The sequence below is a fragment of the Salipiger bermudensis genome, assembly GCF_020171625.1.
Taxonomy (GTDB): Bacteria; Pseudomonadota; Alphaproteobacteria; order Rhodobacterales; family Rhodobacteraceae; genus Salipiger; species Salipiger bermudensis_B.
In genome coordinates, this window is the sequence record NZ_JAIUZY010000005.1 from 319,177 (window position 1) to 333,506 (window position 14,330).

The 14,330-nt window shown below is 67.0% G+C and carries 12 protein-coding genes; 5 read left to right on the forward strand and 7 right to left on the reverse strand.

Annotated features, from left to right (window positions below; all coding sequences use genetic code 11):
• Positions 1–47 precede the first annotated feature (47 nt).
• Positions 48–836 (reverse strand): alpha/beta hydrolase, encoded by a 789-nt coding sequence (locus LCM15_RS10925; protein ID WP_224856281.1) that lies wholly within the window; start codon positions 834–836, stop codon positions 48–50.
• Positions 837–922: 86 nt separating this feature from the next.
• Between LCM15_RS10925 and LCM15_RS10930 the strand changes: the two genes are divergently transcribed.
• On the forward strand, positions 923–2,404 hold the full coding sequence (locus LCM15_RS10930; protein WP_224856283.1) for an NAD-dependent succinate-semialdehyde dehydrogenase: 1,482 nt from the start codon (positions 923–925) through the stop codon (positions 2,402–2,404).
• A complete protein-coding gene (locus tag LCM15_RS10935; protein WP_224856285.1) occupies positions 2,401–2,784 on the forward strand; it encodes a hypothetical protein in 384 nt (127 codons plus the stop codon). Before LCM15_RS10930 ends, LCM15_RS10935 begins: the two co-directional genes overlap by 4 nt.
• Positions 2,785–2,796: 12 nt before the next feature.
• Here the strand turns inward: LCM15_RS10935 and cueR are convergent, their stop codons facing one another.
• The 6 genes from cueR to gloB form a co-directional block, all read right to left on the reverse strand.
• Positions 2,797–3,186 carry a Cu(I)-responsive transcriptional regulator gene (cueR, locus tag LCM15_RS10940; RefSeq protein ID WP_224856287.1) on the reverse strand — a complete coding sequence of 130 codons (390 nt, stop codon included), beginning with the start codon at positions 3,184–3,186 and terminating at the stop codon, positions 2,797–2,799.
• Positions 3,183–5,669, reverse strand: coding sequence for a heavy metal translocating P-type ATPase (locus tag LCM15_RS10945; protein ID WP_224856289.1), 2,487 nt, complete (start codon positions 5,667–5,669; stop codon positions 3,183–3,185). Before LCM15_RS10945 ends, cueR begins: the two co-directional genes overlap by 4 nt.
• An 81-nt stretch (positions 5,670–5,750) precedes the next feature.
• Positions 5,751–6,176, reverse strand: coding sequence for a hypothetical protein (locus LCM15_RS10950; protein WP_224856291.1), 426 nt, complete (start codon positions 6,174–6,176; stop codon positions 5,751–5,753).
• 92 nt (positions 6,177–6,268) lie between these two features.
• Positions 6,269–7,465 carry a 23S rRNA (adenine(2503)-C(2))-methyltransferase RlmN gene (rlmN, locus tag LCM15_RS10955; protein WP_224856293.1) on the reverse strand — a complete coding sequence of 399 codons (1,197 nt, stop codon included), beginning with the start codon at positions 7,463–7,465 and terminating at the stop codon, positions 6,269–6,271.
• 213 nt (positions 7,466–7,678) lie between these two features.
• Complete coding sequence (clpA, locus tag LCM15_RS10960; RefSeq protein WP_224856295.1) at positions 7,679–10,009, reverse strand: ATP-dependent Clp protease ATP-binding subunit ClpA; 2,331 nt, start codon at positions 10,007–10,009, stop codon at positions 7,679–7,681.
• Between the two features lie 155 nt (positions 10,010–10,164).
• A complete protein-coding gene (gene gloB, locus LCM15_RS10965) occupies positions 10,165–10,920 on the reverse strand; it encodes a hydroxyacylglutathione hydrolase (protein ID WP_224856297.1) in 756 nt (251 codons plus the stop codon).
• A gap of 63 nt (positions 10,921–10,983) precedes the next feature.
• On the opposite strand from gloB, the gene LCM15_RS10970 reads away from it, so the two are divergent.
• The 3 genes from LCM15_RS10970 to atpA all read left to right on the forward strand — a co-directional run bounded on the left by LCM15_RS10970 (position 10,984) and on the right by atpA (position 14,322).
• Positions 10,984–11,733 (forward strand): class I SAM-dependent methyltransferase, encoded by a 750-nt coding sequence (locus LCM15_RS10970; RefSeq protein ID WP_224856299.1) that lies wholly within the window; start codon positions 10,984–10,986, stop codon positions 11,731–11,733.
• A gap of 489 nt (positions 11,734–12,222) precedes the next feature.
• On the forward strand, positions 12,223–12,783 hold the full coding sequence (locus tag LCM15_RS10975; protein ID WP_412103287.1) for a F0F1 ATP synthase subunit delta: 561 nt from the start codon (positions 12,223–12,225) through the stop codon (positions 12,781–12,783).
• A complete protein-coding gene (gene atpA, locus LCM15_RS10980; protein WP_224856303.1) occupies positions 12,784–14,322 on the forward strand; it encodes a F0F1 ATP synthase subunit alpha in 1,539 nt (512 codons plus the stop codon).
• Positions 14,323–14,330 lie beyond the last annotated feature (8 nt).

Below are 14,330 nucleotides of genomic sequence, written 5' to 3' on the forward strand. Positions count from 1 at the left end.
GAGTCAGATTTGTGAAAGCCGGGCGGTCCACAGGGGCCGCCGAGGCGCTAGCCGAGCAGACGCGCGGTGATCTCGCTGTGAGGCTCGGCCAGCCCGTCGATGACGTCGAAATGGTGCTTTCCGTCCTCCACCACCACCGGGCAGGACCATGCGTCTCCCAGCCAGCGCGCCTGATCGAGGAAGGCCGGCCGCTCCGCCGCGCCGACCCAGACCGTCACCGGCACCTCCGGGGCCGCCATGGCGAGCGGGCTCTCGGCCCAGGCCTCGTCGGCGTCGAGCTGCAGCGTCTCGTTCATGCCGGTCTGCATCAGCGGGCGCAGGTCCGAAAGCGGCGAGATCGGCATGACATGCGCGAGACGGGCGGCCACGTCTTCGGGCAGCATCGCCGGGGCCAGCATCCGCGCCACCAGATGCCCGCCCGCCGAATGCCCGGCCAGCCGGATCGGGCCGTCGACCTCGCCCGCGGCGCAGGTCACGGCGGCGCCGATCTGCCGGGTGATGCTTGAGATCCTTACACCGGGGCAGAGATCGTAGGACGGCAGCGCCACCGCCCAGCCCCGCGCCAGTGCGCCCGCTGCCAGATGCGACCAGGTTTCACGCCCGAAGGCCATCCAGTAGCCGCCATGCACGAAGACCATCAGCCCCTGCGGCGCACCCTCGGGCAGGAACAGGTCGAGCGCCTCGCGCGGGCCGTCTCCATACGCCAGACCCGCCCTCAGCCGGCCCCCGGCGGCCAGTTCTGCGCGAAAGTCCGACGCCGCGGCGGTCCAGCGCGGCGGGTAGTCCTCGGCCTGCGCAATATATGGCCCGTTGGCATAGGCGTCGCTCAGGTCCATGGTTTTTCTCCCGGCTTAGACTAGACTCTCGGGCAAGCAGATGCTCTGCCATGCCCCAACGTAAGATCATTCCCAAGGAGGATACCATGCTGGATCAGACCGCAACCAATCTCCCCTCTCTTCTCGACGATCCGAGCCTCCTGCAGACCAAGGCCTACGTCAACGGCGAGTGGATCACCGGTGGCGATGGTGAGTTCGAGGTCACCAACCCCGCCCGCGGCGACGTCATCGCCAAGGTCGCCAATCTCAGCCGCGCGCAGGTCGCGGGCGCCATCGACGGCGCCTACGCCGCGCAGAAGGAGTGGGCCGCCTGGACCGCCAAGGAGCGCTCCAACGTGATGCGCAAGTGGTTCGACCTGATCATGGCGAACCAGAAAGACCTCGCCACCATCCTCACCGCCGAAATGGGCAAGCCGGTCACCGAGGCCGCGGGCGAGATCGCCTACGGCGCCAGCTTCATCGAGTTCTACGCCGAAGAGGCCAAGCGCATCTACGGCGAGACCATCCCCGGCCACCAGCGCGACAAGCGCATCATGGTGATGAAGCAGCCGATCGGCGTTGCCGCGTCGATCACGCCGTGGAACTTCCCCAACGCGATGATCACCCGCAAGGTCGCCCCGGCGCTGGCCGCCGGCTGCAGCTTCGTCGCCCGCCCGGCCTCCGAGACTCCGCTCTCGGCGCTGGCGCTGGCGGTGCTGGCCGAGCGTGCCGGCATCCCCGCGGGCGTTCTGAACGTCCTGCCCTCGGACAGCGCCTCCGAGGTCGGCAAGGAGTTCTGCGAGAACCCCAAGGTGCGCAAGCTGACCTTCACCGGCTCCACGCAGGTGGGCCGCATCCTTCTTGGCCAGGCCGCCGATCAGGTGATGAAGTGTTCGATGGAGCTGGGCGGCAACGCTCCGTTCATCGTGTTCGACGACGCCGATCTCGACGCCGCGGTGCAGGGCGCGATCATGTGCAAGTTCCGCAACAACGGCCAGACCTGCGTCTGCGCCAACCGCATCTACGTGCAGGCCGGCGTCTATGACGCCTTCGCTGCCAAGCTGAAGGAAGCGGTCTCCAACATGAAGGTCGGCGACGGCCTCGAGGACGGCACGGATCTTGGCCCGCTGATCACCGCGAAGGCCATCGAGAAGGTGCAGGAGCACATCGCCGACGCCAAGTCGAAGGGCGCCGAGGTCATCCTCGGCGGCGGCGACACGCTGCAGGGGCCGGGCCACTTCATCGAGCCCACCATCGTCACCGGCGCGACCCGCGAGATGAAGTTCTCGACCGACGAGACCTTCGGCCCGCTGGCGCCGCTGTTCAAGTTCGAGAACGAGGACGACGTGATCGAGATGGCCAACGACACCATCTTCGGCCTCGCCTCCTATTTCTATGCCAAGGACCTGAGCCGCGTCTACAAGGTCGCCGAGGCGCTGGAATACGGCATCGTCGGCGTCAACACCGGCATCATCTCGACCGAGGTGGCGCCGTTCGGTGGCGTGAAGCAGTCCGGCCTTGGCCGCGAAGGCTCGCATCACGGCATCGAGGACTACCTCGAGATGAAGTACGTCTGCCTCAGCGTATGACGACAGACCGTCGGCGCGGGGGGCCTCTCCCCGCGCCGCACCAACTCCCTACACCGGCAGATCTCGAAGACTGGCGCACGGCGGCCCATACCGGCGCCGGCAGCCCGTGGCTGCCCGTCGACCTTGCCGAGGCGCTGGTGCGCTACGGGCTGTATCACGGCGAAGGCCTGCGGATGATGGAGGCGGCCTCGCGGACGCTGCACGAGCCGCCCCGCGACGTGGCGTGGGAGATCATCGGCGCCGACAGTCCGGGCGAGAACTGGGAGGATCACCGCGATCCCGAGCGCGCGTTCCGCCTGTTCCGCGCCAAGCTGCGGATGGCTCAGGGCGACGGGGCGCGGCTGCAATACAAGATCTGGCTCGGCCGCCGCGACGGCTGAGCTCTCCTTCCCTCAGCCGTCTTTCGCCAGCCCCTGCAGGATCGGGCAATCGGGCCGGTGGTCGCCGTGGCAGGCCTCGACCAGCTTGGCCAAGGTGGCGTGCATCTCCCGAAGCTGGGCGATCTTTTCCTCGATCTGGCCGAGATGCTCGGTGGCGAGCGCCTTGACGTCGGCGCTCTCGCGCGCCTCGTCCTCGTACAGCCCCAGCAGGGTGCGGCAATCCTCGATGGTGAACCCCAGCGCCCGGGCCCGGGCGAGGAAGGCAAGCTTGTGCAGGTCCTGCTCGGAGAAGGCGCGGTAGCCGTTCCCAGAGCGCTGAGGCCGCACCAGCCCGATATCCTCGTAGTAGCGGATGGTCTTGGCGGGCAGGCCCGCCCGCTCTGCCACCTGTCCGATGTTCATGCCGCCGCCTCCTGTGTGATGTCCTGCGATTGCGACCGCTGCCGCGTCGGCGCCATCACCGGCGCCAGCCGCCGCAGCCGCAGTGCGTTGCTCAGCACGAAGACCGAGGACAGCGCCATGGCGCCCGCCGCCAGCATCGGCGAGAGCATCAGACCGAAGGCCGGGTAGAGCACGCCCGCCGCCACCGGGATCAGCGCCACGTTGTAGCCGAAGGCCCAGAACAGGTTCTGCCGGATGTTGCGCAGCACCGCACCGCTGACGTGGAACGCCTCGACCACGCCCGCAAGCTCGCCCGAGACCAGCACGATGTCGGCGCTCTCGATGGCGACGTCGGTGCCGGTGCCGATGGCGATGCCCACGTCGGACTCGGCCAGCGCCGGGGCGTCGTTGATGCCGTCGCCGACGAAGGCCACAGGGCCGAAGCGGTCGCGCAGCGCTTTGACCGCGGCGAGCTTGCCCTCGGGCAGGACCTCGGCCTCGACATGATCGATGCCGAGCGCATCGGCGATGGACCGCGCCGTGGCGCGGGTGTCGCCGGTGATCATCGCCACCTTGATGCGCCGCGCGTGCAGCGCCTCGACCGCCGCCTTGGCGCCGGGCTTGACCCGGTCGGCCACTGCGAAGACCCCTGAGAGCACGCCGTCGATCGCGACCAGAACCGGCGTTTGCCCTGCGGCGGCGATCTCGTCATGCGTCGCCTCGAGCGCCCCGAGCGCGATGCCTTCTCGCGTCATCAGGCGCTTGGCACCCACCAGAATCGCGCGCCCCTCGACGGTGGCCGACAGGCCGTGGCCGGGGATCGCCTCGCTGGACTCGGGCCGGCTCAGCGCCCCCGCGCTCGCCGCTTCCAGCGCCCGCGCGATCGGGTGCTCCGAGCCCTGTTCGGCGCTTGCGGCGAGGCGCAGCACCTCGGCGCGCGCGACCCCCGAGGCGACCACCGAGCGCACCAGCGCGGGCTTGCCCTCGGTCAGGGTGCCGGTCTTGTCGAAGGCCACGACGCGGCTGCCCTCCACCGTCTGCAGTGCGTCGCCCTTGCGGAACAGCACCCCAAGCTCGGCGGCGCGGCCGGTGCCGACCATGATCGAGGTCGGCGTGGCAAGCCCCATGGCGCAGGGGCAGGCGATGATCAGCACCGAGACCCCGGCCACCAGCGCATGGGTCAGCGCGGGCGAGGGGCCGAAGATCATCCACGCGAGGAAGGTCAGCGCGGCGGCAGCGATCACCGCGGGCACGAACCAGATCACCACCGTGTCGGCCAGCGCCTGGATCGGCAGCTTGGCGCCCTGCGCGTCCTCGACCATGGCGATGATGCGCGCCAGCATGGTGTCGCGCCCCACAGCGGTGGCACGGAAGCTGAGCGCGCTCGCGCCGTTTACCGTGCCGCCCACGACCGTGTCGCCGGGGCCCTTGCCGACCGGCACTGGCTCACCGGTGATCATGCTCTCGTCGATATAGCTGCTGCCGGTGAGCAGCGTCCCGTCCACCGCGAGGCGCTCGCCGGGGCGCACGTGCACCACGTCGCCGAGCTGCACTTCGTCGATGGCGATCTCGGTGATCTGGCCGTCGCGCTCGACCCGCGCGGTGGCGGGGCGCAGTCCGACCAGCCGCTTGATCGCGGCGCCGGTGCGGCCCTTGGCGCGCGCCTCGAGGAAACGGCCCAGCAGGATCAGCGTGACGATGACACCGGCGGCCTCGTAATAGACCGCGCGGCTGCCCTCGGGCAGCAGCCCCGGCAGAAACAGCGCCACGGTGGAATAGCCCCAGGCCGCCAGCGTGCCGAGCGCGACCAGCGAATTCATGTCGGGCGCGCCCTTGGCCAGCAGCGGCAGGCCCGTGCGATAGAAACGGCGGCCGGGAAAGACCAGCACGGCGGTGATCAGCACGAATTGCAGTAACCACGAGGCCTGCATCCCGATGCTGTGCATCACCAGCGCGTGAAAGCCGGGGATCAGGTGCCCGCCCATCTCGATGATGAAGACCGGCAGGGTGAGCGCCGCGGCGACGATCAGGTCGCGTTTGAGGGCGCGATGCTCCGCCGCCTTGCGCGCCTCATGCGCGGCGCTGTCGTCGCCGGCGGGGCGCGCGGCATAGCCCGCCTCCGAGACCACACGGGCGAGATCGGCGCTGTCGGCGCTGCCGGCAAGCAGGATCACGTCGGCGGTCTCGCTCGCGAGGTTGACGCTGGCCGAGAGCACGCCGGGCACCGCCCGCAGCGCCGTCTCGACGCGCGACACGCACGACGCGCAGCTCATGCCCTCGATGGCAAGCTTCACCTGTGCCTCGCGGGCCGGGTATCCGGCGGAGGCGAGCGCCTCGCGCAGCGCCTGCACGCCCGCCGCGCCCTCGACCGTCGCCATACGGTTGGCGAGGTTGACGCTGGCGTCCCCGACGCCGGGCACGCCCGAGAGCGCCTTCTGCGCCCGTCCGGCACAGCCGCCGCAGTTCAGCTTGGTGACTTCGAAACGGAGGGTTTCCGCGGCCATGACAGACTCCTTTCGTCTGGTCTGGACCGGGATATAGTGCTTCCAGTCACTGGAAGGTCAAGGCCCGCGCCGCGGCTTGCGTCAATTCAGCACGCAGCGCTGCCGCAACCGGCATTCTCCGCATAGCAACGGCAGCCCGACGCGTTCGGCGGTGTTGACCAAAGTCAGCACGTGCACCGGGGTGACCAGCATGGTCGCCTCGAGAAGCGCCTGTTCGCGATTCTGTTCGGTGGCGGTGAGCACGAAGCGCGCGATGGCGCGCTCGTCCTCGCTGCTGCTGGCGGCGCCCTGCTGCAGGATCAGCGGGAAGTGCCAGCCGTGCCGTGTGAGAAGCGCGGCCAGTTCGCCAAACGCGCGCAGGCAGGCGCGGGCGCGGGTGAACCCGAGCGCGTCGCGCAGCAGAAGCTGCGCCGCGGCCTCGTCATCGTCGCGCCACAGGCGCAGAAGCTCGATGAGCCAGCGCTCGGCGGGCCGCAGATCGACCCGGTCGAACCGTTCATGTCGCATGGAAACTCTCCCAGCCAGTGGCGTCGCGCGACCGGGCTGCCCGGAGGCGGGCTGGCTGGGTGATTTAATCCTGACCGTTTAAGTCAGTTAAGTCAAGCGGCGCCGCTCGCCCCGGTTTCGGCAGCGATCTGGGCGCGGGACTTGCGGGCGCGCTCGGTGGCCGACTTGAGCTGACCGCAGGCGGCCATGATGTCCTCGCCGCGCGGGGTGCGGATCGGCGAGGCGTAGCCGGCCTTGTAGACGATATCGGCAAAGCGCTCGATCCGCTCCCAGTCCGAGCGCTCGTAGGGGGCGCCGGGCCATTCGTTGAATGGGATCAGGTTGATCTTGGCCGGGATGCCCTTGATCAGGTTGACCAGACGGCGGGCGTCGGCGTCGCTGTCGTTCACGTCCTTGAGCATCACGTACTCGAAGGTGATGCGCTCGGAGTTCGACAGGCGCGGGTATTCGCGCAGCGCGTTCAGCAGCGTCTCGATGTTCCAGCGCTTGTTGATCGGCACCAGCTTGTTGCGCACCTCGTCGGTGGTGGCGTGGAAGCTCACCGCCATCAGGCAGCCGATTTCCTCGGCGCATTTGGCGATCTCGGGCACCACGCCCGAGGTCGACAGCGTGATGCGGCGGCGCGACAGGGCGATGCCCTCGCCATCCATGGCGATCTTCATCGCGTCGCGCACGTTGTCGAAGTTGTAGAGCGGCTCGCCCATGCCCATCAGCACGATGTTCGACAGCAGGCGCGGACCGCCCTCGCCGGTGCCGGTGCCCGGCTCTGGCCATTCGTCGAGGTCGTCGCGGGCGAGCATGATCTGGCCGACGATCTCGCCGGCGGTCAGGTTGCGCACCAGCTTCTGGGTGCCGGTGTGGCAGAACGAGCAGGTCAGCGTGCAGCCGACCTGAGACGAGATGCAGAGCGTGCCGCGGCCTTCCTCGGGGATATAGACCACCTCGACCTCGTGGCCGCCGGCGATGCGGACGAGGTACTTGCGGGTGCCATCGACCGAGACGTTCTTCGAGACGATTTCGGGCAGGACGATCTCGAAATGGGCGTCGAGCTTGGCGCGGTAGTCCTTGGCGAGATTGGTCATCTCGGCAAAGTCGCGCACGCCCCAGTGATAGAGCCATTGCCAGATCTGGTTGACGCGCATCTTGGCCTGCTTTTCCGGCGTGCCCATCTCGATCAGGGCAGCACGAAGCGCCTCGCGGGTGAGGCCCACGAGGTTCAGCTTGCCGCTTTCGGGCAGCTTGCGGGGGATCGTCATCACGTCCTGCGTGATCGGCGCATCTGCGGCCATCTCGGTCATCCTCTGTCTGAAGAAGGCGCCCCTATACAGGATTCGGCGAAAAAAACAAAGGCCGGGCGTGCGGGGCAGGCGGATCGGTGCTTCGCGGCGCGGGCAGGTCGCCAAGGGCCGGCGCCGGAGCGCGGGTCGTCGCGGGGCAGGGCAGAAAAAACCCCGCCGCGCGGGACGCGGCGGAGTGTCGTGGCGATGGTGCCGCCCTCAGGCTCAGTCAGCGGTGAGAAGCGGCGGCTTCTTCGACGAGAGGCGCAGCTTGTCCGGCCCTTCGATCGACAGCGAGAGCTTGTCGTCCTTGACGCCGACCTTGACCACGCCGCCCTTGGTGAGCTTGCCGAAGAGCAGTTCCTCGGCCAGCGGCTTCTTGAGGTTCTCCTGGATCACGCGGCCCAGCGGGCGCGCGCCCATGCGGTCGTCGTAGCCCTTGTCGGCCAGCCATTCGGCCGCCGGCTTGGTGAGCTCGATGGTGACGTTGCGGTCCATGAGCTGGGCTTCGAGCTGCAGCACGAACTTCTCGACCACCGACAGGATGACCTCCTTGGGCAGCGGCTGGAAGCTGATGACCGCGTCGAGACGGTTGCGGAACTCCGGCGTGAAGGTGCGCTCGATGGCGGCGGTGTCCTCGCCCTCGCGGCGGTCGCGACCGAAACCGATGGCGGCCTTTGCCTGCTCGGCGGCGCCGGCGTTCGAGGTCATGATCAGGATCACGTTGCGGAAATCCACCGTGCGACCGTTATGGTCGGTCAGAGAGCCGTGGTCCATCACCTGCAGCAGGATGTTGTAGACATCCGGGTGCGCCTTCTCGATCTCGTCGAGCAGGAGCACGCAGTGCGGGTGCTGATCCACGCCGTCGGTGAGCTGGCCACCCTGGTCGAAGCCGACATAGCCCGGAGGCGCGCCGATGAGGCGGCTGACCGCGTGCTTCTCCATGTACTCGGACATGTCGAAGCGCAGCAGTTCCACACCCAGCGTGCTGGCGAGCTGCTTGGCCACCTCGGTCTTGCCGACGCCGGTGGGGCCGGCGAACAGGTAGTTGCCGATCGGCTTTTCCGGTTCGCGCAGGCCGGCACGGGCCAGCTTGATCGCCGAGCTGAGCGCCTCGATCGCGGTGTCCTGACCGAAGACGACGCGCTTGAGCGACTTCTCAAGATCCTTGAGCACCTCGGCATCGTCCTTGGAGACGTTCTTGGGCGGGATGCGGGCGATCTTGGCCACCACCGCCTCGATCTCCTTGGCACCGATGGTCTTGCGACGCTTCGATTCGGCCACGAGATGCTGCGCCGCGCCGGCCTCGTCGATCACGTCGATCGCCTTGTCGGGAAGTTTGCGGTCATTGATGTAGCGCGCCGAGAGCTCGACCGCCGACTTGATGGCGTCGGCCGTGTACTTGATCGAGTGATGCTCCTCGAAATAGGGCTTGAGGCCCTTGAGGATCTTCACCGTGTCGTCGACCGAAGGCTCGTTCACGTCGATCTTCTGGAACCGGCGGCTGAGCGCGCGATCCTTTTCGAAGTGCTGGCGGAACTCCTTGTAAGTGGTCGAGCCCATGGTGCGCAGCTTGCCGCCCTGAAGCGCGGGCTTCAGCAGGTTCGACGCATCCATGGCACCGCCCGAGGTGGCGCCGGCGCCAATCACGGTGTGGATCTCGTCGATGAACAGCACCGCGTCGGGGTGTTCCTCGAGCTCGGTCACCACGGCCTTGAGCCGCTCTTCGAAATCGCCGCGGTAGCGGGTGCCGGCCAGCAGCGCGCCCATGTCGAGCGAGTAGATCGTGGTCTTCGACAGCACCTCGGGGGTGTCGCCGTTGACGATCTTGCGCGCCAGACCCTCGGCGATGGCGGTCTTGCCCACGCCGGGATCGCCGACGAGCAGCGGGTTATTCTTGCGCCGGCGGCACAGCACCTGAATGGCGCGCTCAACCTCGTGCTCGCGGCCGATCAGCGGATCGATGTCGCCCTTGCGGGACTTGGAGTTGAGGTCGACGCAATACTTTCCGAGCGCCGATTCCTTGTTGTCGCCGGCGGGCTCCTGGGTCTGCGCCTTGGTCTCTTCCTCGGCTTCGGTGGCGCCGTGAACGGGGCGCGATTCGCCGTAGGCGGGGTTCTTGGCCACGCCATGCGCGATGAAATTGACCGCGTCGTAGCGGGTCATGTCCTGCTCCTGCAGGAAATAGGCGGCGTTCGACTCGCGCTCGGCAAAGATCGCCACGAGCACGTTGGCGCCGGTCACCTCGGTGCGGCCGGAGGACTGCACGTGGATCGCGGCGCGCTGGATCACGCGCTGGAATGCTGCGGTCGGCACCGCCTCGGAGCCCTCGATATCGGTCACGAGATTCGAGAGGTCCTCGTCGATGAACTCCACCAGGGTGGTGCGCAGCTCCTCGGTGTCCACGGAGCAGGCCTTCATCACGCGGGCAGCATCGGGTTCGTCGATCAGGGCAAGCAGAAGGTGTTCCAGCGTGGCGAATTCATGGCTGCGCGAGTTCGCGAGCGCCAGAGCTGCGTGAATGGCCTGTTCCAGGGTATTCGAGAAAGACGGCACGGCGGCGCTCCTCTTTGTCTGCGTCGGGCTCTGGACCCGACTTTGCCTTCTACAGTTTAAAGTTTGGTCGATACCGACCACGCTTCAAGAGAATTCTCGACCCGCAGCGCTCACAAATAAAGTGATCCCTGCAATCTGGCGTGAAATGCGGCGGGTCAGAAACTGTCCTTTCGGGCCCGGACCTCGGCAAACACTGCCGCGTCGGGTGCGTCTTTCATGCCCAGTCGATCGCGGATCTCGGGGGATGCGGGACGCAGGAAAGGGTTCGTGGCCAGTTCCTCGGACAGCTTGCAGGTGGCAGTGGCGCGCCCCTCTGTCCGGGCTTTGGCAATGGCGTCAGATCTCAATTTAAGCGCCTCGTTGCCGGGTTCAATAGTCAAGGCGAAGCGAGCGTTCGCGCTTGTATACTCGTGTCCCGAGCAAACCAGCGTTTCGGGCGGCAGCGCGGCCAGTTTCGACAGGCTCTCCCACATCATGTCGGGGGTGCCCTCGAAGATCCGCCCGCAGCCAAGGGCCATCAGGCTGTCGGCGGTGAACACCGCCTGCCCCTGAGGGAAGTGGAAGGCGACATGGCCCAGCGTGTGGCCGGGCACGAAGATCACCTCGACCGTGGTGCCGGCGATCTGCAGCGTGTCTCCGCCCTCGAGCGCGGTGTCGAGCGGCGGCAGCTTCGCCTCCTCGGCCTTGGGGCCATAGACGGTGCAGCCGTATCTCTCGCGCAGCTCGGCGACGCCGCCGACATGGTCGTGGTGGTGATGGGTGATGAGCAGCGCGTCGAGCCCCCAGCCGCGGCTCTCGAGCGCCTCGATGATCGGACCTGCCTCGGGGGCATCGATCAGGCAGACGCCCTCCGGCGCCTTCACCAGATAGGCGTAATTGTCGCTGAGACAGGGAACGGTGACGATCTCCATGGTCTTTCCTTATCGGCTTTGCCAGAGTGGCCCCCAGCTTGAAGGATCAACGAAAGCGCCGCAATGCACCTTGATGTGCATAATCTGAGGGATTTCTATTATCGCAGCGCGCTCGGGCGTGCGGCGCAACGGGCCGTGCGCGATCAGGTGCGGCGCTACTGGCCCACGGGCAAGGGGCACACCATGGTGGGCTACGGCTTTGCCGTGCCGCTGCTGCGCCCCTACCTACCCGATGCGCGCCGGGTGATCGGGCTCATGCCCGGCCCTCAGGGCGTGCTGCCGTGGCCGCTGGGGCAGCCAAACGTCACCGTGCTCTGCGAGGAGACGCTCTGGCCGCTCGAGACCGGGCATGTTGACCGGCTGGTGATGATGCACGGGCTCGAAACCTCCGAGAACCCCTCCGAGGTGCTCGACGAATGCTACCGGGTGCTGGGGCCGGGCGGCGAGGCACTGTTCATCGTGCCGAACCGCTCCGGACTCTGGGCGCGCTCGGATGCGACGCCATTCGGCTACGGCCGCCCCTATTCGCTGAGCCAGCTCGACAGCCAGCTCAAGCGGCACGATTTCATCCGTCAGAGCCATGTCTCGGTGCTGTACCAGCCGCCATCGAGCCGGCGCTTCTGGATGCGCACCGGCCCCGCATGGGAGCGCATTGGACGGGCGATTCCGGCGCTGGTGGCCGGTGGGGTGCTGATCGTGCGCGCCTCGAAGCGCTATCCGCCAAAGCGCACGGGGCTCGGCGACAAGGTGCGGGTGCCGAACCCGCTCGACGTGCTCTCGCCCTCGCCCAAGAAAGAACCAAAGGCAATCTGAGGCTCTGCCGGTGTCGCGACGGCACCGACAGCGCAGGCCCCAAGAATCGGTCACCGGGACGTGACTCGCCCGGTCTTGACCGTGCTGCCGTTTGCGATACCACCAACGCCCTGAGATACGCCGGAGCGCCGATTATGGTCGGCCAGTACAGGCGGTTGCGCTGCGTCGCGGCACGAATTTCCGCGTTTGCGCTATCGCTCTGTGTTGCTCCGAAGTTTGACGAAAGGCTGAACCGGTCCGTCCGGATTAATGAAAAATCCACTGTTTCCAGACGCCTGCCGCGCCCTGCCCTAGGGGAAATGCGCAAGTGCTTGGAAAAAGGCGGGTTCCAGTCCGTCCTAAAGCCGCCTAAGCATGTTGCGAGGGCGGGGAGGCTCTGCTACATCCGCGCTGATTTCGACGCCACGGGACCTCCCGGGGCAGGGACAACGCCTCCGGACACCGGGAGACACCCGTGTGTCGCGGGGGCCTCATATCGGAAGGGTGGACGTGTCAGAACCAGCTTCGATCTCCAGCGGCATCGCGGCACGCTATGCCACGGCGATCTTCGACATCGCCAAAGAGAACAACTCCGTCGGGAAGCTCGAGAGCGATACCGATGACCTCGCTCAAGCGCTGGCTGACAGCCCCGACCTGCGCGACATGATCTCCTCGCCGGTCTATCCGCGTCAGGCGCAGAAGGACGGCATTCTTGCCGTCTCCGAGAAGATGGGCCTCGACAAGGCAATGCACAACGCGCTCGGTCTGATGGCCGAAAAGCGCCGCCTGTTCGTGCTGCCCTATCTGGTGACGCAGCTGCGCGAGATGATCGCTGTCGAGAAGGGCGAAGTGACGGCCGAGGTGACCTCGGCGACCGCCCTCAGCGACGCGCAGGCCAGCAAGCTGGCCGAGACACTGAAAAGCAGCGTCGGCAAGGACGTGAAAATCAAATCGACCGTCGATGAATCCCTCATCGGTGGTCTCGTCGTCAAGGTGGGCTCGAAGATGATCGACACGTCGGTCCGTGCCAAGCTCAACTCCCTCCAGAATGCAATGAAAGAGGTCGGATAAATGGGTATCCAAGCAGCCGAGATTTCTGCGATCCTAAAGGACCAGATCAAGAACTTCGGTCAGGAGGCCGAAGTCGCCGAAGTGGGTCGCGTGCTCTCCGTCGGCGACGGTATTGCCCGCGTGCACGGCCTCGACTCCGTCAAGGCCGGCGAGATGGTCGAGTTTCCGGGCGGCATCATGGGGATGGCGCTGAACCTCGAGCGCGACAACGTCGGTATCGTGATCTTCGGCTCCGACCGCGACATCAAGGAAGGTGACGTCGTCAAGCGCACCAACTCGATCGTGGACGTGCCCGCGGGCCCCGGCCTGCTCGGCCGCGTGGTCGACGCGCTCGGCAACCCGATCGACGGCAAGGGCCCGATCGAGGCGACCGAGCGCCGCGTTGCGGACGTGAAGGCGCCCGGCATCATCCCGCGTAAATCGGTGCACGAGCCGATGGCAACCGGCCTCAAGTCGGTCGACGCGATGATCCCGATCGGCCGTGGCCAGCGTGAGCTGATCATCGGCGACCGCCAGACCGGCAAGACCGCGATCGCCCTCGACGCGATCCTGAACCAGAAATCCTACAACGACGCCGCCGGCGACGACGACAGCAAGAAGCTGTACTGCGTCTACGTGGCCGTCGGCCAGAAGCGCTCGACCGTGGCGCAGCTGGTGAAGCGCCTCGAAGCCACCGGCGCCATCGACTACTCGATCGTCGTGGCCGCGACCGCGTCCGACCCGGCGCCGATGCAGTTCCTCGCGCCCTACGCCGCGACCGCGATGGCCGAGTACTTCCGCGACAACGGCAAGCACGCCCTCATCATCTACGATGACCTGTCCAAGCAGGCCGTGTCCTACCGCCAGATGTCGCTGCTTCTGCGCCGTCCGCCGGGCCGCGAAGCCTACCCGGGCGACGTGTTCTACCTCCACTCGCGCCTGCTCGAGCGTTCGGCCAAGCTGAACGAGGATCACGGTGCCGGTTCGCTGACCGCACTGCCGATCATCGAAACGCAGGGCGGCGACGTGTCGGCCTTCATCCCGACCAACGTGATCTCGATCACCGACGGCCAGATCTTCCTCGAGACCGAACTGTTCTTCCAGGGCATCCGTCCTGCCGTGAACACCGGTCTGTCGGTGTCGCGCGTCGGCTCCTCGGCCCAGACCAAGGCGATGTCCTCGGTTGCCGGCCCGGTGAAGCTGTCGCTGGCCCAGTATCGTGAAATGGCGGCCTTCGCCCAGTTCGGCTCGGACCTCGACGCCGCGACGCAGAAGCTGCTGAACCGCGGTGCGCGCCTGACCGAGCTGATGAAGCAGCCGCAGTATTCGCCGCTCACCAACGCCGAGATCGTGTGCATCATCTTCGCCGGCACCAACGGCTACCTGGACAACGTCCCGGTCCGTGAAGTGGGCAAGTATGAGGCCGCTCTGCTGTCCTTCCTGCGCGGCCAGCGCAAGGACATCCTCGAGTGGATCGAGAGCGAAGACCCGAAGATCAAGGGTGAACCCGCTGACAAGCTGAAGGCTGCGCTCGACGAATTCGCCGCGACCTACGCCTGAGCGCCCTG